Origin of the sequence: Mammaliicoccus sciuri, assembly GCF_025561425.1 — a bacterium.
GTDB classification, from domain to species: Bacteria; Bacillota; Bacilli; order Staphylococcales; family Staphylococcaceae; genus Mammaliicoccus; species Mammaliicoccus sciuri_A.
The window spans coordinates 1,803,081-1,827,943 of the sequence record NZ_CP094824.1 but is presented as its reverse complement, the minus strand read 5'-3'; the positions used below and the strand labels follow the sequence as shown (position 1 = coordinate 1,827,943).

Here is a 24,863-nt window from a genome sequence, read left to right as displayed (position 1 = left end):
AAAGGATTGGGACATCGTGTCTCAATCCTTTTTATTATTTGTGAAATTAAAACCATACGCTATGCGTATGGTACAGTATGGTTTCACCGTTGTATTAAAAAATGCATCTCTACATGCTAGAATAATATTTGGTCAGCCAACCAAAATTAACAACACGAGGAGATGCATTAAATGTCATCAGACACAAACAGTTTAGCACATACAAAATGGAATTGTAAGTACCACATTGTGTTTGCACCAAAATATCGTAGACAAATTATTTATGGGAAAATTAAAAGAGATATTGGTATTATTTTAAGACAATTGTGTGAAAGAAAAGGTGTAGAAATAATAGAAGCTGAAGCATGTAAAGATCATATTCATATGTTAGTTAGCATTCCACCAAAGTTAAGTGTTTCTCAATTTGTAGGTTATTTAAAAGGTAAGAGCAGCTTAATGATATTTGATAGACATGCCCATTTAAAGTATAGATATGGTAACAGAAAATTTTGGTGTAAAGGATTTTATGTAGATACAGTTGGTAGAAATAAAAAGTGATAGAAAATTATATAAGAAATCAATTACAAGAGGATATAGTAGCAGAACAGTTAACAATGATAGAGTACATAGATCCTTTTACTGGGGAAGAAACTCGAAAGAAGAAAAAATAAAACAACCCTTTTAAGGGTTGCTGGGAAAGTAGTACATTTGGCTGATCTTCTCAGTGCCCTTTTAGGGCTGGTCAGTAATAGAGGCTTATAGCCGCAGAACAAACCACCCGTTAAGGTAGTGACCCCCCAAAGTTAGAGTTTCCATTATGCTATTAATTGGCTGGATTGAGTTCGGTATTGTACTGGACTTCGTCCAGCCAATTTTAATTTCAAACGTTCATTGTTATACCAATAGATGTAATCCTCAATTCTTCTTTTTAATGTTTCATAGTTAACAAGTTCTTCTCCATGATACATTTCCTGCTTCATGATGCCAAAGAAATTCTCCATAGAAGCATTATCCGCACACGTCGCTTTACGTGACATACTTTGATAAATCCTTTGTTCCGATAATCTTCTAATCCATGCATTATGCTGATAATGCCAACCTTGATCAGAATGTATCGTCGTACGATATGGTGCTTCATGCTTAATGATTGTAACTGCTTTATCCAATGATTGAAGTACTAAGTCTAATGTTGGTCTTCTGGATATACCATAAGAAATGATTTCCCCATTGTATAAATCCATAATAGGGCTGAGATATAATTTTTGTTCTTCAGCACATTTAAATTCAGTGATATCTGTCACTAATTTTTGAAGTCGAATAGATGTATGGAATCTACGATTCAAGCGATTTTTAGCCACTTTACCAACTGTACCTTTGTATGATTGATAGCGTGATTTACGTGTGTATTTTTGACATTTTAATCCTAGTTCTCGCATAATTCGTTGTACTTTCTTATGGTTAATGAGATAACCTTGATTTCTCAAAGCTAAATATATACGACGATAGCCGTATTTACCGTTGTGTTTTTGAAAAAGTTCAATGATCTTTTTCTTCCAACCTTTATCTAAATCTTCCTTTTGTAATTGTTTGGCATGGTAATGATAGGTTGCTTCTGGTATACCAACCTTTACTAAGATATCTTTTAATTTGAATCCTTCTTCTTTGAGTTCGAATGCCACTGCTGCTTGTGCTTTTCTAGAAAGGCACTCGGATTCTCTCGAAAAGCGTTCAACTTTTTTAAATAAGCATTCTCTAATCGAAGATTTTCATTTTCTAGCTCTAACTCTTTTTCTCGTGATAGGTTTTGATTAGATTTCTTCTGTTTCTTCTTTTTCATGGGAGGTCGTCCTTTCGGCTTTTCGAGTCCTTCCACACCTTCTTTGTCATATATCTTTTTCCATCGCACAATAATAGATGGGGTATTTAGGCCAAATTTAATCGCTGTATCTTGGAAGGAATCGCCTGTTCTTTTCATATAGTTTAATACATTTATTTTGAATGTAACAGAATAAACTGTCTTTTTCTGTTTCTTTTTAATGCCATCTACACCGAATGATTGAAAGGCTTTTACCCATGTTCGTATAATAATTTTATCAGGTATATTATATTTTTTAGCTAATTTTCGATAACCATAATGGCCATCTAGATAATCTCTTACAACTTTCAACTTAAATTCATCACTATATTTTGTCATATTAAAACACCCCCTAAAGTTAGTTTTTTTACTCTAACTTTAGGGGTGCAGTACCTAAACGGGTGGTTTTGATTTATTGATCTGCTTTATAAATCTTAGCTTTTTCAATATATGATGCATTGATTCTTTTTAATTCGTTATAGTCATCTTCTGTTAGTTCTCTAATGATTTTTGCAGGACGACCAAACGCTAACGTATGTGGTGGGATTTTCTTACCTGGTGGAACGAGTGACCCAGCACCGATAAATGCATATTCTCCAATTTCTGCACCATCAAGAATCGTTGAATCCATTCCGATTAACGCATGTTTACGAATAATACTAGAATGTAATGTCACTTTATGACCAACAGTTACAAAATCTTCTATTATAAGTGGTTGGTTAGGGTTTTGGTGTAAACAACATAAATCTTGGATATTAACACCCTCACCAATAATTGTAGGGGCAACATCTCCTCTAATAACTGAGTTAAACCATACTGAGCTTTTTGGGCCTATCGTAATATCACCAGTTAAAGTTGCATTTTCAGCAATATAACAGCTTTGATCGATTTGTGGTTTTTGACCTTTAAAAGATTTAATCATTCAAGATTCTCCATTCTTTTGAAAAATTTTGTTATACTAAGTTTAACAAAAAAGTAGCTATATAGGTAAAAGGAGTAATATATTATGTGGAAATGGGAAACTGAGAAAGAAGCTAAAGGAATTATAGTAATTGTACATAATATGCTAGAACATACAGGAAGATACGCATACGTAATCACTAAGCTACGAAGAGAAGGTTACCACGTTATTATGGGTGACTTAAAAGGGCAAGGACAAACTTCCCGTGTATATAGAGGACATGTTGATAAATTTGAAGAATACCATGAGCAGGTACTTGAATGGATATCTATTGCAGAAGAATATCACTTACCAGTATTTACATTAGGTGTTGGTCTAGGTGGACTTATTCTTCTTAATTTATTAGAAAAAGTAGATTTAAAAGTAGAAGGCGTACTATTGATTTCACCGTTAGTTGCTTTTCAACAAAATATTTCAACAAGACGTAATTTCTTAGCTTCAAGTTTCGGTACAGTTGCGAAAGATGCTAAATTTGATACAGGTATTAAAGTAGAAAGCTTAACAAGAAATAAAGAAGTAATAGATGATACGAATAAAGATGCTTTAATGCTAAATAAAGTGAGTTATCACTGGTACAAGACCATTTTAGAAACAATGAAAGCAACAATGGAAAATATTCACCACATATCTCCAATTCCTACATTACTTATGCTAGGTACAGAAGATAAAATAGTCGATACAGAATCAATTCGACAAATTGGTAAAACAATCAATACAAACGAATTATATTTCAAAGCTTGGCATGGTCTTAATCATGAAGTACATAATGAACCAGAACGCGAAAATGTTATGAAATATATCATTTCATTTATGAATAATCGCATTCACTATGTAGGATTATTAATAGATGATGAAACAGAATAATTTGTAAAATATCATACAAATAAGCTTAAACGTTACTATATCGGGTATATAACACATATAGAGAACGTTGGAGGCGAGTTTATGACAGAGAAAGTAAATAACGTAAGTGACTTAATTCTATTAGATGATATTCAAAAAAATATAAATATTATTTTTTATAAAATCGAAGAAAAGTTTGATATAGAAAAAGAAGAGTTTCTTACATTAATCATGTTATGGAATAATGGATCAATGAGTTTGAAAGAGTTGGATGGTTATATAGATATTAAGCCATACAAACGAACAAGATTATACAATAACCTTGTGAAAAAAGGGTGGATTAAGAAAGTACGCCCAGAGAATGACGAAAGAACAGTAATCGTTGAAGTGAATAAAGATTTCGAAGACAAGAAAGATGCAATAATCGATTTCGCTTGTGAAGAAATCAAGAATAGAAAAGAACATTTTGAAAAACAATTTGAGTCAATCGTTAATACATGTAACATATAATAACGCAAACCTGATGAGCAGGTTTGCGTTTTGTCGTTTTTGAAGAATTTTGGGGAGGTATGTAGGTTTGGACTGCAGGGATTAAGTAAGAAGAAGGTTAAAAAATGAGTGAGCAGTTTAAGGGTGGGAAAACATGTGAGTTAAAGAGGTAATAAACACACGAGTCATGGCTTAAGTGCTGAATAAAGCCAAGAGATGAACCAAGTCACAGCTTAACTACCGAATATATCCAAGAACCTCCAATCTCACACATGAAAAAACGCAAACCTAATCCAAGGTTTGCGTTTACTCATCTTACTCATTCTTATCTTTTTTCTATTGCTAGTATATATGGTGGATTGTTTTTTTGGTTTATAAATTGATAGTGGAGTACGTGTGCTGTTTGTTGATCTATTGAACTTACATAATTGATGACTTCGTTAGATTCTATCTGTCCTTCTGGGTGTCCTGGATATACGACTAATACGATGATGCCATTTTTACTTGTCATTTCGAATAGACTTTCAATTGCTTTAATTGTTGTCGGTGCATTCGTCGTAATATGTTTATCGCCTTTTGGTAAATATCCTAAATTAAATATTGAGGCATCTATTTGTTGATGACGTTCTTTTATTATAGGTGCTGCATTTTCATGACCTGTTTGATAATAATGGATATTACTAAATGTTTCTGTTTTGATTTTAGTATTTTTAATGGCTTCTTCTTGTATATCGAACGCATATACTTCTCCGTTTGGAACTTGATTAGCAAGGAAAAGTGTATCGTTTCCGTTTCCACATGTTGCATCAACTACGATACTTTTGTCCGTTATATGTGTTGTTATTAAATCTCTTGCGAATGGTAAGATTCCTTGAACAATCATTTTTGAACTTGTTCTGCTTTCTTGAATTTAGATCCTTGCATTGTGCCACGTTCTTTAAGTTCATTGTCTATAGCGTTGAGGACTTCCCACTTATTTACACTCCACATAGGGCCAACCATTAAATCGATAGGGCCATCACCTGTAATACGATGAATGATCATTTCTTCCGGTAAAATTTCTAATTGGTCACATACGAGTTGCGTATAATTGTCTTGAGTCATGAATTCAAGCATACCTTTTTCGTATTGTTTAACCATTGGTGTACCTTTAAGTAGGTGTAATAAATGAATTTTAATGCCTTGAACATCCATTTGTGCGACTTCTTTCGCTGTTTCCATCATCATATCGTAATCTTCACCAGGTAAACCGTTAATGATATGTGTACATATATTGATATTGTGTTTTCTTAATTTAGCGATACCTTCGTAATAGCATTTCATATCATGAGCACGGTTAATTAAATCAGATGTTTCTTGGTGTACAGTTTGTAAACCAAGTTCTACCCATAAATAAGTTCTTTCATTTAATTCTCCTAAGTATTCTACAACATCATCTGGTAGGCAGTCTGGTCTTGTCGCAATTGATAGTCCGACTACATTTTCTTCTGATAAAGCAGCTTCGTATTTTTCTCTTAATACCTCAACTGGCGCATGCGTATTTGTAAAAGCTTGAAAATAAGCGATATATTTTCCTTCAGACCATTTTTCATGCATTTTGTCTTTAATTTCTTTAAATTGTACATGGATTGGTTCTGCACGATTACCTGCAAAGTCACCGCTCCCGGCTGCTGAACAAAATGTACAACCGCCATGTGCTACTGTGCCGTCACGGTTTGGACAATCAAATCCACCATCTAATGCTATTTTAAAAATCTTCTCACCAAATTTATTTCTTAAATGATAATTCCATGTATGATATCTCTTGTTATCAAATGCATAACGGAATTGTTCTGTCATTATATTTCACATCCTGTTCTACAAACTTATCTAAAGCATTTTAACATATAATATTGAACTTTTGCAGAAAAAGGTTTAGACTATTAAAATTGACAAAATTTGAGAGGGGGTCGAAATCCTTGAGAATGCCGAAAATTGTTAAAATGCTCATCATAGGAATGGCGATCAATATTACAGGATCAAGTTTCTTATGGCCACTTAATACAATATATATGAATGAAGAGTTAGGTAAGAGTTTAAGTACAGCTGGTATCGTTTTAATGATTAATGCATTCGGGAGTGTAATCGGGAATTTATTAGGCGGAAGTTTGTTCGACAAAATTGGTGGGTTTCGTTCTATTATTTTTGCCTCTATATTAAATATTTTAAGTTTAATCGGATTAAACTTTTTAAATGATTGGCCATGGTATCCATTTTGGCTTGTGATACTTGGTTTCGGTGGAGGCGTGATTGTACCAGCTATTTATGCAATGGCTGCTGCGAGTTGGCCAAACGGAGGACGTACAACATTTAATGCAATTTATCTTGCACAAAACTTAGGTGTTTCTATTGGGGCTGCAGCAGGTGGATTTGTAGCGGACTTTAGCTTTAATTATATTTTTATGGCGAACTTACTACTATATGTCGTGTTTATCATAATAGCGTTAAAATATTACAACATAGATTTAGATATTCATTTGAAAAATGATGAAGGCATCACGAGTGCTATGCAAGTTAAAGATAAAAGTAAATTCACTGCACTTATGCTTCTATGTGTTATGTTTAGTTTATGTTGGATCGGTTATGTTCAGTGGCAAACGACAATTGCAACTTATACTCAGTCAGTTGGTATTTCCTTGAAACAATATAGTTTCCTTTGGACAATAAATGGTGTATTGATATTAGCAGGGCAACCTTTAATTGCGCCATTTATCAATAGATTTAAAGAGAAATTGAAATTACAAATGTTTATAGGTCTGACGATTTTTATATTAAGTTATGTGATTACAAGCTTTGCTGAGCAATTTACAATGTTTGTTGTAGGGATGGTTATTTTAACATTTGGAGAAATGTTTGTATGGCCAGCAGTACCTGCAATCGCAAATAAATTAGCACCTAAAGACAGAATGGGTGCATATCAAGGTATTGTAAACGCATCTTCAACAATAGGGAAAGCATTCGGGCCGGTTGTAGGTGGCGTAATAGTTGATATGTTTGATATGAAAATGATGTTTTACAGTATGATATTACTTATTTTAACAGGTTATTACTTCTTATACATTTATGATAGAGGTATTTCAAAGCAAGATACATGATATTAATAAATAAGACTTGCAAAATATATTGAAATTGAATAATATTAGGATGTATATAAGTAAAGTTGCTTTAATGCGAATCTTAAGAGAGTCAGTGGTGCTGTGAACTGATGATATCCATTAAGTGAACTTACGAACGATTTATTATTTATTAAAAGCAATCTTAAACCATATAAATGAAGAGCACTTAATTGTGAATTCTGGGTGGTACCGCGGCATATTTATTCAAGTCGTCCCAACTGTTATGATGGTTGGGATGGCTTTTTTTTATTTTATAGGAGGAACGAACAAATGAATTATAATCATCAACAAATTGAAAAGAAATGGCAAGATTTTTGGGCAGCTAACAAAACATTTAAAGCTAACGATAATCTTGGACAAAAGAAATTCTACGCTTTAGATATGTTTCCATATCCATCTGGCGCTGGTTTACACGTAGGACATCCTGAGGGTTATACAGCTACAGATATCGTCTCAAGATATAAAAGAATGCAAGGTTACAATGTACTTCACCCAATGGGTTGGGATGCATTTGGTTTACCAGCTGAGCAATATGCTATCGATACAGGGAATGACCCTAAAGAATTTACAGCTAAAAATATTGCGACTTTTAAAAGACAAATTCAAGAGCTAGGTTTCTCATATGACTGGGATAGAGAAGTGAATACAACTGACCCAGATTACTATAAATGGACGCAATGGATTTTCATTCAATTATATAATAAAGGATTGGCATATGTTGATGAAGTAGCAGTAAACTGGTGCCCAGCATTAGGTACAGTATTATCTAATGAAGAAATTGTTGATGGTGTTTCAGAACGTGGAGGACATCCAGTTGTTCGTAAACCAATGAGACAATGGGTATTAAAAATTACTGAATATGCAGATCGTTTATTAGAAGATTTAGATGAATTAGATTGGCCTGAATCTATTAAAGATATGCAAAGAAACTGGATTGGTAGATCTGAAGGTGCTGAATTAAAATTCAATATTGATAATACAGATTTATCATTTGAAGTATTTACAACTCGTCCTGATACAATTTATGGTGCAACTTTTGCTGTACTTTCTCCAGAACATCCATTAGTAGATTTAATTACAACTGAAGATGAAAAAGAAGCAGTTGAAGCATATAAATTAGCAGCTTCTCGTAAATCTGATTTAGAAAGAACAGATTTAGCAAAAGATAAAAGTGGTGTATTCACTGGTGCATTTACAACAAACCCATTCACTGGTAAAAAAATGCCGATTTGGGTTGCCGATTATGTGTTAATTAGTTATGGAACAGGTGCAGTTATGGCAGTTCCAGCACATGATGAAAGGGATGCTGAGTTTGCAGAGAAATTCAATTTAGATATCATCACAGTATATGATGAAGATGGAAAAATGATTGATTCAGATGTATTAAATGGCTTAACAAAAGAAGAAGCGGTACCTAAAGCGATTGAATTACTTGAAGAAAAAGGTATCGGTCATAAAAAAGTAAGTTATAAATTAAGAGATTGGTTATTTAGTAGACAACGTTATTGGGGTGAACCAATCCCAGTTATTCATTGGGAAGATGGTACAATGACAACAGTTCCTGAAGAAGAACTTCCATTAATCCTACCTGAAACAGATCAAGTTAAACCATCAGGTACAGGGGAATCACCTTTAGCTAATATCGACGAATTCATTAATGTTGTAGATCCTAAAACTGGCATGAAGGGTCGTCGTGAAACGAATACGATGCCACAATGGGCAGGAAGCTGTTGGTATTATTTAAGATATGTCGATCCGCATAACAATGAACAATTAGCTGATCCAGAAAAACTTAAACACTGGTTACCAGTAGATTTATATATCGGTGGTGTAGAACATGCAGTGCTTCATCTATTATATTCAAGATTCTGGCATAAAGTGTTATACGATATCGGTGTAGTACCAACTAAAGAGCCTTTCCAAAAATTATTTAACCAAGGTATGATTCTTGGTGAAGGTAATGAAAAAATGAGTAAATCGAAAGGTAATGTTGTTAACCCTGATGATATTGTACGTTCTCATGGTGCAGACACATTACGTCTATATGAAATGTTCATGGGTCCTTTAGATGCAGCAATTGCATGGAGCGAAAATGGACTAGACGGTTCACGTCGTTTCTTAGATAGAGTATGGCGTTTATTTGTTACAGAAGAAGGGAACATTACGGATAAGGTCGTTGAAAATGAAACACCAGACCTAGACAAAGTGTATAACCAAACAGTTAAGAAAGTAACTGAAGACTTCGATACACTAAACTTCAATACTGCAATCAGTCAAATGATGGTATTTATTAATGATTGTTATAAACAAGATCAAATCAATAAAGCATATGCTGAAGGTTTTGTTAAAATGTTATCACCAATTGCACCACATATTTCTGAAGAATTATGGCAAAAACTTGGTCATAACGATACTTTATCTTATGAAGAATGGCCAACATTTGATGAGTCATTACTAGTAGATAACGAAATAGAAATTGTTATCCAAGTTAACGGTAAACTAAAAGACAAGATTAAAATTTCTAAAGATTTATCGAAAGATGAAATGGAAGCAATAGCGATGGATAATGAAAAAATCAAAGAAGCGATTGAAGGTAAAACAGTTCGTAAAGTGATTGCAGTTCCACAAAAGTTAGTTAATATCGTAGCAAATTAATCGATTAGGAGTGTTCTAGTGATGAAAGAAATTACAGTAACAGAATTAGCAGAAAAAATTACATCTAATAGTCCAATTAATATAGTTGATGTGAGAGAAGATCATGAAGTAGCATTAGGTGTAATCCCTGGCGCTAAACATATTCCAATGGGAGAAATTCCAGATGAATTAAATCATTTCAATAAAGACCAAACATATTATATTGTATGTGCAGGTGGCGTTAGAAGTGCTCGAGTAGTTGATTATTTAAATGACCACGACATTGATGCAGTGAACGTAGAAGGCGGCATGAATGAGTGGGGCGACGATGGTTTAGAAAACAAAAGAGTTTAATGAAGAAATAGATAAGGCTGAGACATTTTTAAATGTCTCAGCCTTAAAATATGTGTGAGTATAATATTGTTTAGAGTTAGTAACAATTCCAAGTAGTTTTGTAACTACTTACACCACATAACAAACACCAAACTATATGCATGCTAAAGAATTTTAATCATTAAATTGTGCGGCGTTATAGCCTGCTACATACCCAGTGACAAGAGCGCTCGTAATATTATAGCCACCTGTATAACCATGGATATCTAATACTTCTCCTGAGAAGTAAAGTCCTGCACATATTTTAGATGCCATTGTATTGGGTTCAATTTCTTTAATATTAACACCGCCACCTGTTACGAAAGCTTTATCAAGTGGAAGTGTACCATTTACTGTGAATGTAAATGATTTAAGGTTTTCTATGAATGTTCGAATGGCTTGCTGGGACAAGTGATGGTATGTCACGTCTAAATCAATACTTGACTGTTGTAAGATAAAATGTAAATATCTTTCTTGGACTAGTCCTTTTAGTGCATTTTTAATCGCTTTATTCGGTTCGTCTTTTAATTTTTTTACAATTTGTTGTTCTAAGTCATGTGCTTTAATTTCTGGAAAGGCATCTATGGCCATTTGTATGTCGGTTTTCTTTTGAACTTTTTGTTCTTTATAAACAAATTGACTACATCTTAATGCCGCTGGTCCTGAAACGCCAAAATGTGTAAACAACATATCCATTTGGTGTGTAATTCTAGGTTTACCATTTTTCTTGAGTACAGATAGTCCAACATTTTGTAAACTTAATCCTTGTAGTGTTTTGTTTTTGATGAATGGTTCACTAGATTTAATTGGTACTTCTGTTGGGAATAGTTCTGTTATGGAATGACCTAAATGCTCAGCAAATTTATACCCGTCTCCTGTCGAACCAGTATGTGGTACACTGCAACCGCCTGATGCGATGATGACAGTCTTTGAAGGGATAAATGTACCATCTTGTAGTGTGACGCCTGTTATTTGTTGATTTTCACTTTCAATAGATGATACTGTAGTTTCTTGGCGTATTTCTACACCATTTTGTTTAATGGAATCAACTAGTGCATCAACAACATCTTGAGCGCGATTTGAAACAGGAAACATTCGTCCGTGATCTTCTTCTTTTAAATGTACAGATCTAGATTCAAAAAATTGTATAATAGATTCATTATCGAATGTTGAAAATGGACTATATAAGAATTTTTCATTACCAGGGATGTTTTTTATAATTTCTTCATAAGGTAAGCGGTGGTAACGTTACATCTAACGCCACCAGATATGCGGAGCTTTCGTCCTAAGCCTTTTTTCTTTTCAAGTAGCAAGACGTTTTTACCATTTGAACTTGCACTATATGCGGCCATTAAACCACTAGGTCCAGCACCGATAATTATTGTATGATACATAAGTTACCTCCATAAGTCGATGTAATAATATTTTAACGAATAATGTGTCTTTAAAAAAGTAGTAGAATGGAAATAAACCTGTTATTATTAAATTTAAAAGTAAATTAGATAGGGATGAAATTATGTCAGAAAGTAAAGCGCTAGTAAGGGGAACCTTCCTACTTACTGCAAGTATTTTAATAACAAAAGTAATTGGTATTCTTTATTTAATACCTTTTTACGCTATTATAGGCGATGAAAAAAATCTTGCCCCATTTACATATGCTTATCAACCATACACAATCATGATAACAATAGCAACTGCGGGCGTTCCTTTAGCAGCTGCGAAATATGTATCTAAATATAACGCATTAGGTGCTTATAAAGTAAGTAGAAAATTGTACCGGTCAAGCTTTTTAGTTATGACGGTATCAGGATTTATCGGATTTTTATTACTTTATTTCTTATCACCAACTATTGCTCAATTAACTTTAGCAAATAAAGGTGGTATAGAAGGTGGTTGGGGTATAGAAGATATTACAACTGTTATTAGAACAATAAGTTTTGTAGTATTATTTATTCCATTACTCGCAACATGGAGAGGGATCTTCCAAGGATTTAATTCAATGGGTCCTACAGCTGTATCTGAAGTAACTGAACAAGTAGCACGTATCGCATTTATACTTGGCGGAAGTTATATCGTATTAAATGTCATGGATGGTACTGTGTTAATGGCCAACCAAGTTGCAACATTTGCTGCTGGTATCGGTGCAATTATCGCATTACTGACTTTACTTTATTTTTGGATGAAGAGAAGACATTTAATAAAAGCAGAAGTTGAACAAGATACTAGCGATATTGATGTGTCGTATATCAAAATATATAAAGAAATTATTAAATACAGTATTCCATTTGTAATAGTAAGTTTATGTTTCCCGATTATAAACTTAATCGACCAGTTTACACATAATACTGGGTTAGCGATGGCGGGGGTAGGCAGTGAATTACAAGATATTTATTTCACAATGCTGAGTATGACAACTAATAAAATTGTTATGATTCCAACATCTCTTGCAGCAGGATTTGCAATAAGTTTAGTGCCATTTATAACGAATACTTACAATTCAGGTAGAATTGATGCAATGCATCATCAAATTAGAAAATCATTAGGCGTATTATTATATTTAACAGTTCCAGCATCTCTTGGCATTATGGTATTAGCACAGCCTTTATATAACGTGTTCTATAGTTATAATCCAATGGGTACAGAAATATTATTCTGGTATGCGCCAGTTAGTATTTTAATCGCATTATTATCTGTAACAGCTTCAATGTTACAAGGTATTGATAAACAAGCCTTAACAGTATGGATCGTTATCACTTCATTGGTTATTAAAGCAGTTATAAACTTACCACTAATTATGTTATTCCATACGTTAGGTGCTGTTATTGGTACGGCAATCGCATTATTAGTAGCTGTTATCTTAAATTGTGTAGTTCTATATAAATATGCAGACTTTAAATTTAATATCACAATTTACCATACGTTAAGAATTACTTTCTATACTATAATCATGGTGTTATTCGTCGAGTTAAGTTACTTTATTGTGTCATTAATTATTGATCCAACATCTAAATTAGGTGCGCTTATCACACTTATTGTAGGCGGATGTGTAGGTGTAATTGTATATGGTTATTTAACAATGCGTTCACGTTTAGCAGATGAATTTTTAGGTGATTTAACTGCAAAAATTAGACGCAAAATTAAGTGGTGTAAATGATGAGATTAGATAAATTTTTAGCAAATTCAGGTATCGGAACAAGAAAAGAAGTTAAAAAGTTTCTAAAGAAAAATCTTGTTTCCGTTAATGATGAAATCGTTAAGAAACCAGAAATGCATATTAATCCAGAAGAAGATGTTATAACATTCGATGATATTCCGATAGAATATGAACCAGTTGTCTATTTAATGATGAATAAGCCAGCAGGATTCGTTTCAGCAACTGAAGATGATGAACATGAAACAGTCATTGATATTGTCCCAGAATATATGCATTTAGACTTATTCCCGGTTGGGCGTTTAGATAAAGATACAGAAGGTTTATTACTTTTAACAAATGATGGTAAATTCTCCCATCAACTTATGAGTCCAAAACAAAAAGTCGCTAAAAAGTATTATGCTGAAGTATCTGGACATATTTCAGATGATGCAATAGATATTTTTAAAGCAGGCATTGATTTAGGTGACTTTACGTCTTCTCCAAGTGAATTAAAAATTATAGAAAATGGAGAAGAGTCGATAGCTTACGTTACGATTTACGAAGGCAAATTTCACCAAGTTAAGCGAATGTTTCATGCGATTGGTTGTGAAGTGACTTATTTAAAACGCGTTCAAATTGCTGATTTAGAACTTGATAAACGTTTAGAACTTGGTGAGTATAGACATTTGTTAGAAGAAGATTTTAAACTTTTAAATTTATCTGTTTAAAATGTTTAGAAAGATTTCCTTTGGGTAATATAATAACTATTAACTAAATAGAGGTGGATACAAATGGCTAAAAAAGCAGGATTATTTAGAACGTTAGTAGTATTAGGGGGAACTGCAGCAGCAGTTGTCTTATCTAAAAAAGAAAATCGAGATAAATTAAAAAATGAATACGGGAAATATAAAGAAGATCCAGAGAATTACAAAGAAAATGCTAAACAAAAAGCAAATGAACTAAAAGGTAAAGCACAAGACGAGTACTCAAAATATAAAGAAGATCCAACTTCTTATAAAGAGTCAGCTAAAGAAAAAGCAAAAAATGAATTCCAAAAAGCAAAAGAAGATCCAAAAGGTTATGCATCAAATGCTAAATCTCGTCTAAAAAAAGAAAATCAAGAGCCAACTGAACAAAGAGAAGCTAAATTTGATGATGAAGGCGGAACAGCCAACAACAATTTAAGAGTTGTTACAGAAGAAGACTTGAAGAAATAATTTTCTTCTTATGGTCAATATTGGCTAAAACTAGGGCAACTTATTTGTCCTAGTTTTTTTGTTAACAACTTTTGTCATGTCGGGAAATAATAAGATTCAAAAAAATAATTATATATAAGATTTTAGTCGTACGTAAAAGGAAATAACTTTTCGCATAAAAAATTAAAAATTTATCGGTAATTCTATTTTATATTTACAAAAATATCATGTATTATATAGATAACTATTCAAGTTAAGAAAGAGATGATTTTCGATGTGGAGAAATAAAGTTAAAGAATATGAAGAAGATATTATAAATGATTTAAAGGGGCTACTAAGCATCGAAAGTGTAAGAGATGATGCAGCAAGTACATACGATGCGCCAGTTGGACCAGGTCCGAAAGAAGCGTTAAATTATATGTACAAGTTAGGTGAAAGAGATGGATTTTCTCATGTTGATATAGACAATATTGCAGGTAGAATTGAAGCGGGTAAAGGTGACGATTTATTAGGTATACTTTGCCATGTTGATGTTGTGCCAGCAGGTGCTGGATGGGATTCTAATCCGTTTGAACCTGTAGAAACAGAAGATGCAATTATTGCGAGAGGTACACTTGATGACAAAGGACCAACAATAGCAGCATACTATGCCGTTAAGATACTTGAAGACATGAAAGTCGAATGGAAAAAAAGAATACATATTATTGTAGGTACTGACGAAGAATCTGATTGGAAATGTACAGATCGTTATTTTGAAACTGAAGAAATGCCTTCAGTTGGTTTTGCACCAGATGCAGAATTCCCTCTAATCCATGGAGAAAAAGGGATTGTAACATTTAACATCGTTCAATCTGGATATGTGGAAGATAATGATGAGCCTGAAGTAGAACTGAAAGCATTCTTCTCAGGTGAAAGATTCAATATGGTACCTGATACTGCACAAGCTAAATTACTTATCAAAGAACAAATGACAAATGTTGTACAGAAATTTGAATCATTTTTAAATGAACATGAGATTGAAGGCGAAACAACAATTGATGAAGGATTCTTAAACATCGTTGTTCACGGTAAATCAGCTCATGGTATGGATCCTACATTAGGTGTGAATGCTGGTTTATACCTTATTCAATTCTTAAATGAATTAAATTTAGATAAATACGCGAGCTCATACGTAAAATTTGCAAATGAATATTTAGTTGATTCTCCAAAAGGTGAAAAAATGGGTATGAAATTTGCTACTGAAGAAATGGGTGAAGTGACGACTAATACAGGTATTATGAGTTATACAGATGTAGATGGTGGTCAATTTGGTATTAATTTAAGATATCCAGAAGGCTTTAATTTCGACCAATCAATGTCTCGTTTTTCTGAAGAAGTGAAAGAAAAAGGCTTCGACATTGAAATGGATAAACACCAAGTTCCACATTATGTAGATAAAAATGATCCATTCATTGAAAAACTATTATCAGCATATCGCAATCAAACAGGTGATCAATCCGAGCCGTATACAATTGGTGGTGGGACATATGCTAGAAACTTAGATAAAGGTGTGGCATTCGGTGCCATGTTTAAAGATTCTGAAGATTTAATGCACAAAAAAAATGAATATATCACAAAAAAACAATTATTTAATGCAACTGCAATTTATTTAGAAGCTATATACAATGTCTGTGTAAAGGGTGATGATGAATGAGTTATATTTATATAAATGATGAGTTTGTTGATGAATCTGAAAGTAAGGTTAGCTATTCTGATAGAGGTTATAACTTTGGTGATGGCATATACGAATACATACGTATATATGATGGTAAAGTATTCACATCTAAAGAGCACTATGAAAGATTATTTAGAAGTGCGAAAGAAATCGGACTTAATTTAGACGCGTATTCTGTTGGAGGTTTAACAGAAGTAACAAAAGAATTAGCAGCAAAGAATAATGTTGTAAATGGTGGCGTATATATTCAAGTGACACGTGGTGTTGCACCTCGAAACCATCCGTTTCCTGATGCGAGTACAAAGCCTGTATTCTCAGCATTCTCTAAAAGCTATGACAGACCATACGACGAATTAGAAAATGGTGTCAAAGCTATTACAGTTGAAGATATCAGATGGTTGAGATGTGATATTAAGAGCTTAAACTTATTAGGTAACGTGTTAGCAAAAGAGAAAGCTACACAAAACGATGCAGCTGAAGCAATCATGCATAGAGGCGAAACAGTTACAGAAGGTAGTTCAAGTAACGTTTATGCGATTAAAGATGGCAAAATTTATACACATCCTGCAAATAATTTAATCCTTAACGGGATTACGAGACGTGTTATAAAAGAATTAGCCGAAGATCTAAATATTCCATTTATTGAAGAATCATTTACATTAGATTTCTTAAATGATGCAGATGAAGTGATTATTTCAAGTACATCTATTGAAGTAATGCCAGTTGTGAAAGTAAATGATCAAAAAATAGGTGACGGAAAAGTCGGACAAATTACGAAGCAATTACAAAATGCATTTAATAATTATATAGAGTCAAAATCATAAAAATTTTTTAGTGTAATTTTAATATCTTAAGTAATTCAAGTGGATACTGAATTTATAAGACTTATTGTATATGAATAGGTTCAAAATACTCGAAAGTTTTCATTTATGAGGTTGAAATCTTAACCGAAAGATAATAAAATTTAAATCAAGCGCACTAAAATTACAAAAATTAAACAAAAATTTTTAAGATTAAAATATGACTCTTGAAAAAGAATATTCTTGAGTCTTTTTCTTTTTCTTTTATTGAAAGTGAGGTGGATAGGTTGGAACATTTTTATCAATTAGGATGGACATTAGACTCAGCAGGTGGTGCATCTGGTGAAGCATATATGGCAGAACAAGATGGCCGCAAGCTCTTCCTAAAACGTAATTCAAGTCCTTTCTTAACAGCATTATCTGCTGAAGGTATCGTGCCGAAATTAGTTTGGACAAAAAGAATTGAAACAGGAGAAGTTGTAACTGCACAACATTGGAAAAATGGTAGAGAGTTAGTCCAAGATGAAATGAATTCTAACCGTGTTGCCAAACTTCTTAAAAAAATACATTCTTCTAAACAATTATTAAATATGCTTAAACGTATGAAAATGAAACCTATGCATCCAGAGATTTTATTTAATAAAATTAACAGCTCATTGTCACGACATGTATTGTCTAACCGCACTGTGAGAAAGGCATTGTTATATTTAGAAGATAACATGCCAACTCTAGACAGTAGGTTCTATACAGTCATACATGGAGATGTGAATCACAATAATTGGCTTTTATCTGATCAAGATGAACTTTTCTTAGTAGATTGGGAAGGTGCAATGATTGCAGATCCAGCTATTGATATCGGAATGATTTTATATACTTATGTTGATGAGAAAGATTGGTCAGATTGGCTAAGTATGTATGGCATTAACGATACGCACGATTTAAAGAAACGTATGAAGTGGTATACATTGATTCAAGCTATCGCAATGGTAGAATGGTATGAAGAGAAAAAACGTTATAAAGATATGAATGATTGGTTACACTTCTTAAATGAAGTGATGACAAGAAATGTATTTATATAAGGAGTAACTTTGAATGAGAATGAGAAATAAACCTTGGGCTGACGATTTCTTAAAGGATCATCCCAATATAGTAGATGTAGATCTTAATCATCAATATAAGATGGCGGAATGGTTTGATAAAGATCAACCCATTCATATTGAAGTCGGAACTGGTATGGGTAGATTTATTACTGAGACGGCTAAACAAAATTCTAATATCAATTACGTAGCAATTGAAAAAGATAAAAATGTTATGGTCCGTGTTCTTGAAAAAGTTAAAGAAATGGAATTAAACAATATTAAATTGATTAATCAAGATGCTAAATTATTAACAGAGTATTTTGTTGAAAATGAAGTTTCTAGAATTTATTTGAACTTTTCAGATCCATGGCCAAAGACAAGACATGCTAAAAGAAGATTAACTTTTTCTAGCTTTTTAGAAATTTATCAGCACATTTTGAAAAAAGATGGGCAAATACATTTCAAAACAGATAATCAAGGATTATTTGAGTATAGTTTAGAAAGTATGTCTCAATATGGTATGTCATTTGATTATATTAATTTGAATTTACATGAAGAAGAGCCTGAAGATAGTATCCGTACTGAATATGAAGATAAATTCTCTAGTAGAGGTTTTAGAATCTATCGTATGGAAGCAAGCTTTAAATAATGAAGTTGGAATCGTTATGATTCTAACTTCTTTTTTTATGCCATTATTAACTAATGTGTTGTAGCAATCATGAAAGATGTTCATTACTCTAAATAGTGATACAATAATAAATGATTGGAGGGGAATTTCTTGTTAAATATAGGTGAATTTAAATTATGTCCATTACAAGGTGGTATTACTCAAATGGATGGTGGTGCAATGTTCGGTGTTGTTCCAAAAGCATTGTGGACTAAAAAATATCCGCCTAATGAACTAAATCAAATACCTCTCGTAACACATCCAATATTCGTTCAAACAGATGAACACAATATTATAATTGATGCTGGGATAGGTAATGGTAAATTAACAGACAAACAAAAAAGAAACTATGGTACAACTTATGAAAGTGATATTAGTAACTCATTAAAGCAATTTAATTTAACCATTGATGATATTGATATTGTATTGATGTCTCATATGCATTTTGATCATGCTTGTGGACTCACAACTGCAGATGGTCAATCAGTATTTAAAAATGCAACAATTTATACATCACAAATTGAATGGAATGAATTGAGAGCCCCAAATATAAGAAGTAGTGCTACATATTGGGAACAAAATTATAAAGGTATTGAACATCAAGTTGTAACATTTGTAGATTCGATGGAAATCTTTCCAGGCATTAAAATGATACATACTGGTGGTCATAGCGCTGGTCATAGTGTCATTGAAATTGAAAGTAATGGCATGAAAGCTGTGCATATGGCCGATATCTTGCCTACATTAGCTCATTTGAACCCTTTATGGGTTACAGCCTATGATGATTATCCAATGGATTCTATTAATGCTAAGGAAAGACTTTTACAGAGATATATTAAAGAAGATTATTGGTTCGTGTTCTATCATGATGCCAATTATTTTGCGCTTAAACTAGATGAACAAACGAAGGGAATTAAAGAAGAAATGAGAAGGGATGATTTAATTGAAATATAATTTTGATGAAGTGATTGATAGAAGGGGAACAGCAACAGTAGCATATGATGGACAACGTAAAGTTTATGATTATGAGAACTTAGAACCATTTTGGATTGCTGATATGGATATTAAGACACCTGATTTTATTATTAACCATTTGAAAAATAAATTGGATCAAGCGCATTTCGGTTATTTAGTATGGAAGCAAGAAGCATATTTAAATGCGATTAAAAATTGGTACAAAACAAGATTTTCTGTGAACATCCAAAAGAATGATATATATTATGTGCCAAGTATTTTATTTACGGTAACTGAAGTGATACGTGAATTTACTAAAGAAGGTGAAGGTGTGTTAATTCATACGCCTTCATATAATGCCTTTTTAAATTTAATTGAAGGTAATAAAAGAGTGGCAGTTGAATCGCCATTAGTAGCGACAGATAACGGTTATGAGTTGGATAAAGAACAATTTGAAGAAATGGCAGCACGTGATGATGTTAAAGTGTTAGTCCTGTGTAATCCTCATAATCCAACAGGTAAAGTTTGGACAAAAGAAGAATGTGCATTTATGAAGGATGTGTGTGAAAGACATGATGTCTTTATTGTTTCTGATGAAATTCATATGGATTTTGTGAGAAGTGAAAATGGATTCTATTCTATGACGAATGAAATGACGTTAGATTCTCCGATTCTTGTTGTTACTGGATTAGGTAAAACATTTAACTTAGCGAGTTTAGCAAGTAGTTATATGATTACAAAACATCGCTATTTCACATTACAATTCAATCGTAAATTGGCAACATATTATGGATTGTCTGCTGCAAATACATTGGCTGTAGAAGCAGTTAAAGTAGCTTATAATGAAGCAGGTGAATGGGTAGATCAATTAAATGAGCATATCGAGAAGAATATGAACATCTTAGATGAATTTATTAAAAATGAAATGTCTGATCAGTTATCATTCATTAAACCTGAATCGACATATTTAGCTTGGATAGACTTTTCTAAAAGTGGTTACGTAGAAAGTGATGTTCAAAAAGCATTGCAATCTGTAGGTAAACTTGCAACAGGCATTGGCCATTCGTACGAGCTTGGAGAAAGTTATCATTTCAGAATGAATTTAGCTTGTAGTGAAGAAAAATTAAGAAGCGGTTTAGAATCTATTAAAAAATCATTCGACGCACTTGATCATGGTGAAATTGAATAATGTTTCAGTCATAAAAAAGAGTCTGAGGTTTAAATTAATCACTCAGACTCATCTTTTAAGCTTATTAAATTTCAAATATATCAATGACTTGGCCATTAAAGGCATCGGCTATAAATTCATAGTGTACTTGTTTACCATCATTATTAACGGTAATACCACCATGCACAACTTTAGTTTCAATGCCGAATTTTTGGTAGGTCTTTGGGATATGTAATATATAAGAGGCTTCAACCTTATTAAATTGTGCTTTGACTTGTTTAAGTATTTCTTCACAACTGTATGGTTTATATTGCTTGGCATATACGATAGAAGCAACAATACTTAAACCAGTAAAAACGGACAATAATATAATGAAAAAGCGGAACTTATTATTCTGCATGACCATGCCTCCTTCTATTTAATTTAAGTTTAACACAAAGAATGAATGATAGATAAATATTTCAATAAGGAGATTTACAATGACAAAAATTAGACAAGAAACACTTAATAGAATGAAAGAATTAACAGAATTACATGCTGTACCTGGATTTGAAAATGAAGTACGTGAATATTTAAAAGAAAAAATGGCACCATTTGTTGATGAAATTATTGGTGATAATATGGGCAGTATTTATGGTGTGAAAAAATCTAAAAAAGAAAATGCACCTAAAGTATTAGTAGCAGCTCATATGGATGAAATTGGCTTTATGGTTACTGAAATGACAAAAGAGGGTATGTTAAAGTTCACACCACTTGGCGGTGTGTCATCAGACGTATGGCTATCACAAACACTACAGTTAAAAACGCGTGACGGTAAATACTATAACGGCGTAGTTGGCAGTATCCCTAAACATTTTAGAACTGGTAAAGAGTCAGGTGTTTCTATTGAAGATATGCTTTTAGATGTTGGTGCAGAAAGTATTGATCAATTAAAAGAAATGGGCATTAAAATTGGTGATACAATTGTTCCAAGTACGAATTTTGAACAACTAACAGAGAATAGAATACTCGCTAAAGCATGGGATAATAGATATGGTTGTTTAGTTGGATTAGAATTATTAGAAGCAGTTAAAGATGAAGAGCTTGATGTTGATTTATATGTAGGCGCAAATGTTCAAGAAGAAGTTGGTTTAAGAGGTGCTTCAGCAAGTGTGAATTTAATCAAACCAGATTTAGCATTAGTTGTAGATTGTTCACCTGCAAATGATATGAAAGGACACGTTGGCTTATCAGGTGCTTTAGGAAAAGGTGTATTAATTAGAATTTTAGATCGTACGATGATTTTATCTGAAAGAATGAGAGATTATTTAATTGAAATGGTTGAAGAAAAAGAAATTAATCATCAATACTTCCAATCACCAGGTGGTACAGATGGTGGAGAAATCCATAAAGCTCTAACAGGTATCCCAACTGCGGTAATCGGTGTTTGTGCTAGATATATCCATACAAGTAAAGCTATATATGACCCAAGAGATTATGAAAGTGCAAAATTATTGCTCAATGAAATCGTGTTAAATTTAAGTTCAGAAAAGATTGAATATTTGAAATTTAAATAGTCCAGATTTTAGTAATTGACAGTAGTTTTAATTCGGTCTAAAATATGTTTATTCCGATTTGGATACTAAGAATAGAGGGGTGTATATATGAAAAAGGGTATATTTTTAATTATTGCATTAATTGTTGTGTTAGCTGCATGTGGAAACAGCAACGACAAGAAAGAAAGTAGTAAGAAAGATGATAAAACAATTGTAGTAGGTACAGAAGGTACGTATTCACCATTTAGCTTCCATGATAAAAATGATAAGTTAACTGGATATGATGTAGAAGTAACAAAAGCAGTTGCTAAAGAAATGGGTTACAAAGTTGAATTTAAAGAAACACAATGGGATTCAATGTTTGCTGGGTTAGATTCAGGACGTTTTGACATGATTGCTAACCAAGTTGGTATCAATGACGAAAGAAAAGCAAAATATAAATTCTCAGATCCATACACTTATTCAAATGGTGTATTAGTAGTAAATGAGAATAATAAAGACATTAAATCATTCGACGACGTTAAAGGTAAAAAATTAGCTCAAACTTTAACATCTAACTATGGTAAACTTGCAAAATCAAAAGGTGCAGATATTACAAAAGTAGATGGCTTCAACCAAGCGATGGATTTATTACAATCAAATCGTGTTGAAGGTACTTTCAATGATAATATTTCATATTTAGATTATAAAAAGCAAAAACCTAACGCTAAAATAAAAGCAATTGAAGGTGATGCTGAACAAAGTCAATCTGCATTTACATTTAGTAAAAAAGAAGATGACAAAGTGATTAAAGATTTTAATAAAGGTCTAAAAACTTTAAAAGATAATGGCGAATTAGAAAAAATAAGTAAGAAATGGTTTGGCGCTAATGTTTCAGAGCCTAAATGATGAGCAACTTCATGCATTAAATGCTGCCAAACAAGCATTTCTACCGATGTTAGAGGGTCTAGTTAAATATTCTATTCCTATTACTTTAGTTACTTTTGTGCTTGGTTTAATCTTGGCATTAGTTACAGCATTAATGCGTATATCAAGTAGTAAAGTTCTAAAAGGGATTGCACGTTTTTATGTTTCAATCATTCGTGGTACACCGATGATTGTTCAATTATTCATTATCTTTTACGGAATCCCTGAGATTGGTAGATTGGCAACAGGAAATGCAGACAATCAATTGACTTTGTCACCTGTCATAGCTGCGATCATTGGTCTTTCTCTTAATGTAGGTGCATACGCATCTGAGATTTTAAGAGGTGGAATTATGTCTATTCCGAAAGGTCAAACTGAAGCGGCATACTCGATTGGTATGAATTATAAACAAACTGTACAAAGAATTATATTACCTCAAGCAATTAGAGTTTCAGTACCTGCATTAGGTAATACATTCTTAAGCTTGATTAAAGATACGTCTTTACTTGGCTTTATTTTAGTAGCAGAAATGTTTAGAAAAGCGCAAGAAGTCGCTTCTACAACTTATGAATTCTTAACAATTTATTTACTAGTAGCGATATTATATTGGATTGTATGTTTTATCATATCAATCATTCAATCTTACTATGAATCTTATATTGAAAGAGGGTATCGTTCATGATTGAACTTCAAAATATTAAAAAATCATTTAATGATAAAGAAGTCATCAAAGGGATTAATCTTTCAGTAGATAAAGGTGAAGTGATTACTTTAATTGGAAGATCAGGTTCTGGTAAGACAACTTTATTGAGAATGATGAATGCATTAGAAATTCCGACTGAAGGGACTGTAGTTGTTAATGGCGAAACATACACAGCAGATAATAAGAAGTCACAAATTAAAGTCCGTAAACAATCTGGTATGGTGTTTCAAAATTACAACTTGTTTCCACATAAAACAGCAATTGAAAATGTTATGGAAGGTTTAGTTACTGTTAAAAAAGTAAATAAACAAAAAGCATATGACGAAGCACTTCAACTTTTAGAAAAAGTAGGATTAGAAAGTGTTAAAGACCAAAGACCTCATGCTTTATCTGGTGGTCAACAACAGCGTGTGGCGATTGCGAGAGCATTGGCAATGAACCCTAAAGTCATGTTGTTTGATGAACCGACATCAGCATTAGACCCAGAGTTAGTGAATGATGTATTAAAAGTTATTAAAGATTTAGCCAATGAAGGTATGACGATGGTCATTGTTACACATGAAATGAGATTTGCAAGAGAAGTTTCTGATAGAATGATATTCATTCACGATGGTTTAATTGGTGAAGAAGGTAAACCAGAAGAAATGTTTACTCAACCGAAGACAGACGCATTGAAGAAATTTCTAAATGTTATAGAAGTATAAAGTTTCAACATACACA

Annotated in this window: 24 protein-coding genes and 2 pseudogenes; 19 read left to right on the top strand and 7 right to left on the bottom strand. The window is 32.7% G+C overall.

Annotation, left to right across the window (positions count from 1 at the left end; all coding sequences use genetic code 11):
- Window positions 1-171: 171 nt before the first annotated feature.
- Window positions 172-650, top strand: a pseudogene (gene tnpA / locus MUA60_RS09405) (IS200/IS605 family transposase).
- A gap of 144 nt (window positions 651-794) precedes the next feature.
- On the opposite strand, the gene MUA60_RS09400 reads toward tnpA, so the two are convergent.
- The 3 genes from MUA60_RS09400 to MUA60_RS09390 all read right to left on the bottom strand — a co-directional run bounded on the left by MUA60_RS09400 (window position 795) and on the right by MUA60_RS09390 (window position 2,756).
- Window positions 795-1,658: an IS3 family transposase gene (locus MUA60_RS09400; protein WP_262648029.1), complete on the bottom strand. Its 864-nt coding sequence runs from the start codon at window positions 1,656-1,658 to the stop codon at window positions 795-797.
- Window positions 1,622-2,173 (bottom strand): helix-turn-helix domain-containing protein, encoded by a 552-nt coding sequence (locus MUA60_RS09395; RefSeq protein WP_025907016.1) that lies wholly within the window; start codon window positions 2,171-2,173, stop codon window positions 1,622-1,624. Before MUA60_RS09395 ends, MUA60_RS09400 begins: the two co-directional genes overlap by 37 nt.
- A gap of 73 nt (window positions 2,174-2,246) precedes the next feature.
- Window positions 2,247-2,756, bottom strand: coding sequence for a gamma carbonic anhydrase (locus MUA60_RS09390; protein WP_262648028.1), 510 nt, complete (start codon window positions 2,754-2,756; stop codon window positions 2,247-2,249).
- An 84-nt stretch (window positions 2,757-2,840) separates the two neighbouring features.
- Between MUA60_RS09390 and MUA60_RS09385 the strand changes: the two genes are divergently transcribed.
- Window positions 2,841-3,659, top strand: coding sequence for an alpha/beta fold hydrolase (locus tag MUA60_RS09385; RefSeq protein WP_262648027.1), 819 nt, complete (start codon window positions 2,841-2,843; stop codon window positions 3,657-3,659).
- 81 nt (window positions 3,660-3,740) lie between these two features.
- Window positions 3,741-4,148 carry a transcriptional regulator, SarA/Rot family gene (locus tag MUA60_RS09380; protein ID WP_025905249.1) on the top strand — a complete coding sequence of 136 codons (408 nt, stop codon included), beginning with the start codon at window positions 3,741-3,743 and terminating at the stop codon, window positions 4,146-4,148.
- Window positions 4,149-4,452: 304 nt separating this feature from the next.
- Here the strand turns inward: MUA60_RS09380 and MUA60_RS09375 are convergent, their stop codons facing one another.
- Both MUA60_RS09375 and MUA60_RS09370 read right to left on the bottom strand, forming a co-directional pair.
- Window positions 4,453-5,010 (bottom strand): tRNA 5-(aminomethyl)-2-thiouridylate-methyltransferase MnmM, encoded by a 558-nt coding sequence (locus MUA60_RS09375; protein WP_262648026.1) that lies wholly within the window; start codon window positions 5,008-5,010, stop codon window positions 4,453-4,455.
- Complete coding sequence (locus MUA60_RS09370) at window positions 5,007-5,966, bottom strand: tRNA modification radical SAM protein MnmL/YtqA (protein ID WP_262648025.1); 960 nt, start codon at window positions 5,964-5,966, stop codon at window positions 5,007-5,009. Before MUA60_RS09370 ends, MUA60_RS09375 begins: the two co-directional genes overlap by 4 nt.
- Before the next feature lie 119 nt (window positions 5,967-6,085).
- On the opposite strand from MUA60_RS09370, the gene MUA60_RS09365 reads away from it, so the two are divergent.
- From MUA60_RS09365 to MUA60_RS09355, 3 genes are all read left to right on the top strand, one after another.
- Complete coding sequence (locus MUA60_RS09365) at window positions 6,086-7,261, top strand: MDR family MFS transporter (protein ID WP_262648024.1); 1,176 nt, start codon at window positions 6,086-6,088, stop codon at window positions 7,259-7,261.
- 291 nt (window positions 7,262-7,552) lie between these two features.
- On the top strand, window positions 7,553-9,937 hold the full coding sequence (gene leuS, locus MUA60_RS09360; RefSeq protein WP_262648023.1) for a leucine--tRNA ligase: 2,385 nt from the start codon (window positions 7,553-7,555) through the stop codon (window positions 9,935-9,937).
- Window positions 9,938-9,958: 21 nt separating this feature from the next.
- Window positions 9,959-10,270, top strand: coding sequence for a rhodanese-like domain-containing protein (locus MUA60_RS09355; RefSeq protein ID WP_262648022.1), 312 nt, complete (start codon window positions 9,959-9,961; stop codon window positions 10,268-10,270).
- 153 nt (window positions 10,271-10,423) lie between these two features.
- On the opposite strand, the pseudogene MUA60_RS09350 reads toward MUA60_RS09355, so the two are convergent.
- A pseudogene (locus tag MUA60_RS09350) lies at window positions 10,424-11,682 on the bottom strand (NAD(P)/FAD-dependent oxidoreductase).
- A gap of 122 nt (window positions 11,683-11,804) precedes the next feature.
- Between MUA60_RS09350 and MUA60_RS09345 the strand changes: the two are divergent.
- The 9 genes from MUA60_RS09345 (at window position 11,805) to MUA60_RS09305 (ending at window position 21,020) form a co-directional block, all read left to right on the top strand.
- Window positions 11,805-13,442 carry a putative polysaccharide biosynthesis protein gene (locus tag MUA60_RS09345; RefSeq protein ID WP_262648021.1) on the top strand — a complete coding sequence of 546 codons (1,638 nt, stop codon included), beginning with the start codon at window positions 11,805-11,807 and terminating at the stop codon, window positions 13,440-13,442.
- Entirely contained in the window at window positions 13,442-14,149 is a 708-nt protein-coding gene (locus tag MUA60_RS09340; RefSeq protein WP_262650609.1) for a pseudouridine synthase, read from the top strand. The genes MUA60_RS09345 and MUA60_RS09340 overlap by 1 nt, the downstream gene beginning before the upstream one ends.
- Window positions 14,150-14,212: 63 nt before the next feature.
- Window positions 14,213-14,638 (top strand): YtxH domain-containing protein, encoded by a 426-nt coding sequence (locus tag MUA60_RS09335; RefSeq protein WP_262648020.1) that lies wholly within the window; start codon window positions 14,213-14,215, stop codon window positions 14,636-14,638.
- A gap of 253 nt (window positions 14,639-14,891) precedes the next feature.
- Complete coding sequence (pepV, locus tag MUA60_RS09330) at window positions 14,892-16,310, top strand: dipeptidase PepV (protein ID WP_262648019.1); 1,419 nt, start codon at window positions 14,892-14,894, stop codon at window positions 16,308-16,310.
- Complete coding sequence (dat, locus tag MUA60_RS09325; protein WP_262648018.1) at window positions 16,307-17,155, top strand: D-amino-acid transaminase; 849 nt, start codon at window positions 16,307-16,309, stop codon at window positions 17,153-17,155. The genes pepV and dat overlap by 4 nt, the downstream gene beginning before the upstream one ends.
- 263 nt (window positions 17,156-17,418) lie before the next feature.
- Window positions 17,419-18,210 carry a phosphotransferase family protein gene (locus tag MUA60_RS09320; protein ID WP_262648017.1) on the top strand — a complete coding sequence of 264 codons (792 nt, stop codon included), beginning with the start codon at window positions 17,419-17,421 and terminating at the stop codon, window positions 18,208-18,210.
- Between the two features lie 13 nt (window positions 18,211-18,223).
- Window positions 18,224-18,859, top strand: a complete 636-nt coding sequence (gene trmB, locus MUA60_RS09315) for a tRNA (guanosine(46)-N7)-methyltransferase TrmB (protein WP_262648016.1) — start codon at window positions 18,224-18,226, stop codon at window positions 18,857-18,859.
- Between the two features lie 129 nt (window positions 18,860-18,988).
- Window positions 18,989-19,831 carry a YtnP family quorum-quenching lactonase gene (locus tag MUA60_RS09310; RefSeq protein ID WP_262648015.1) on the top strand — a complete coding sequence of 281 codons (843 nt, stop codon included), beginning with the start codon at window positions 18,989-18,991 and terminating at the stop codon, window positions 19,829-19,831.
- Entirely contained in the window at window positions 19,821-21,020 is a 1,200-nt protein-coding gene (locus MUA60_RS09305) for a MalY/PatB family protein (protein WP_262648014.1), read from the top strand. Before MUA60_RS09310 ends, MUA60_RS09305 begins: the two co-directional genes overlap by 11 nt.
- 64 nt (window positions 21,021-21,084) lie before the next feature.
- On the opposite strand, the gene MUA60_RS09300 is transcribed toward MUA60_RS09305, so the two are convergent.
- Window positions 21,085-21,399, bottom strand: coding sequence for a hypothetical protein (locus MUA60_RS09300; protein ID WP_262648013.1), 315 nt, complete (start codon window positions 21,397-21,399; stop codon window positions 21,085-21,087).
- Between the two features lie 79 nt (window positions 21,400-21,478).
- On the opposite strand from MUA60_RS09300, the gene MUA60_RS09295 reads away from it, so the two are divergent.
- The 4 genes from MUA60_RS09295 (at window position 21,479) to MUA60_RS09280 (ending at window position 24,847) form a co-directional block, all read left to right on the top strand.
- A complete protein-coding gene (locus MUA60_RS09295; protein WP_262648012.1) occupies window positions 21,479-22,555 on the top strand; it encodes a M42 family metallopeptidase in 1,077 nt (358 codons plus the stop codon).
- Between the two features lie 87 nt (window positions 22,556-22,642).
- Window positions 22,643-23,422: an amino acid ABC transporter substrate-binding protein gene (locus tag MUA60_RS09290; protein WP_262648011.1), complete on the top strand. Its 780-nt coding sequence runs from the start codon at window positions 22,643-22,645 to the stop codon at window positions 23,420-23,422.
- Window positions 23,403-24,122: an amino acid ABC transporter permease gene (locus tag MUA60_RS09285; RefSeq protein ID WP_107577620.1), complete on the top strand. Its 720-nt coding sequence runs from the start codon at window positions 23,403-23,405 to the stop codon at window positions 24,120-24,122. Before MUA60_RS09290 ends, MUA60_RS09285 begins: the two co-directional genes overlap by 20 nt.
- Window positions 24,119-24,847: an amino acid ABC transporter ATP-binding protein gene (locus MUA60_RS09280; protein ID WP_025905278.1), complete on the top strand. Its 729-nt coding sequence runs from the start codon at window positions 24,119-24,121 to the stop codon at window positions 24,845-24,847. Before MUA60_RS09285 ends, MUA60_RS09280 begins: the two co-directional genes overlap by 4 nt.
- Window positions 24,848-24,863 lie beyond the last annotated feature (16 nt).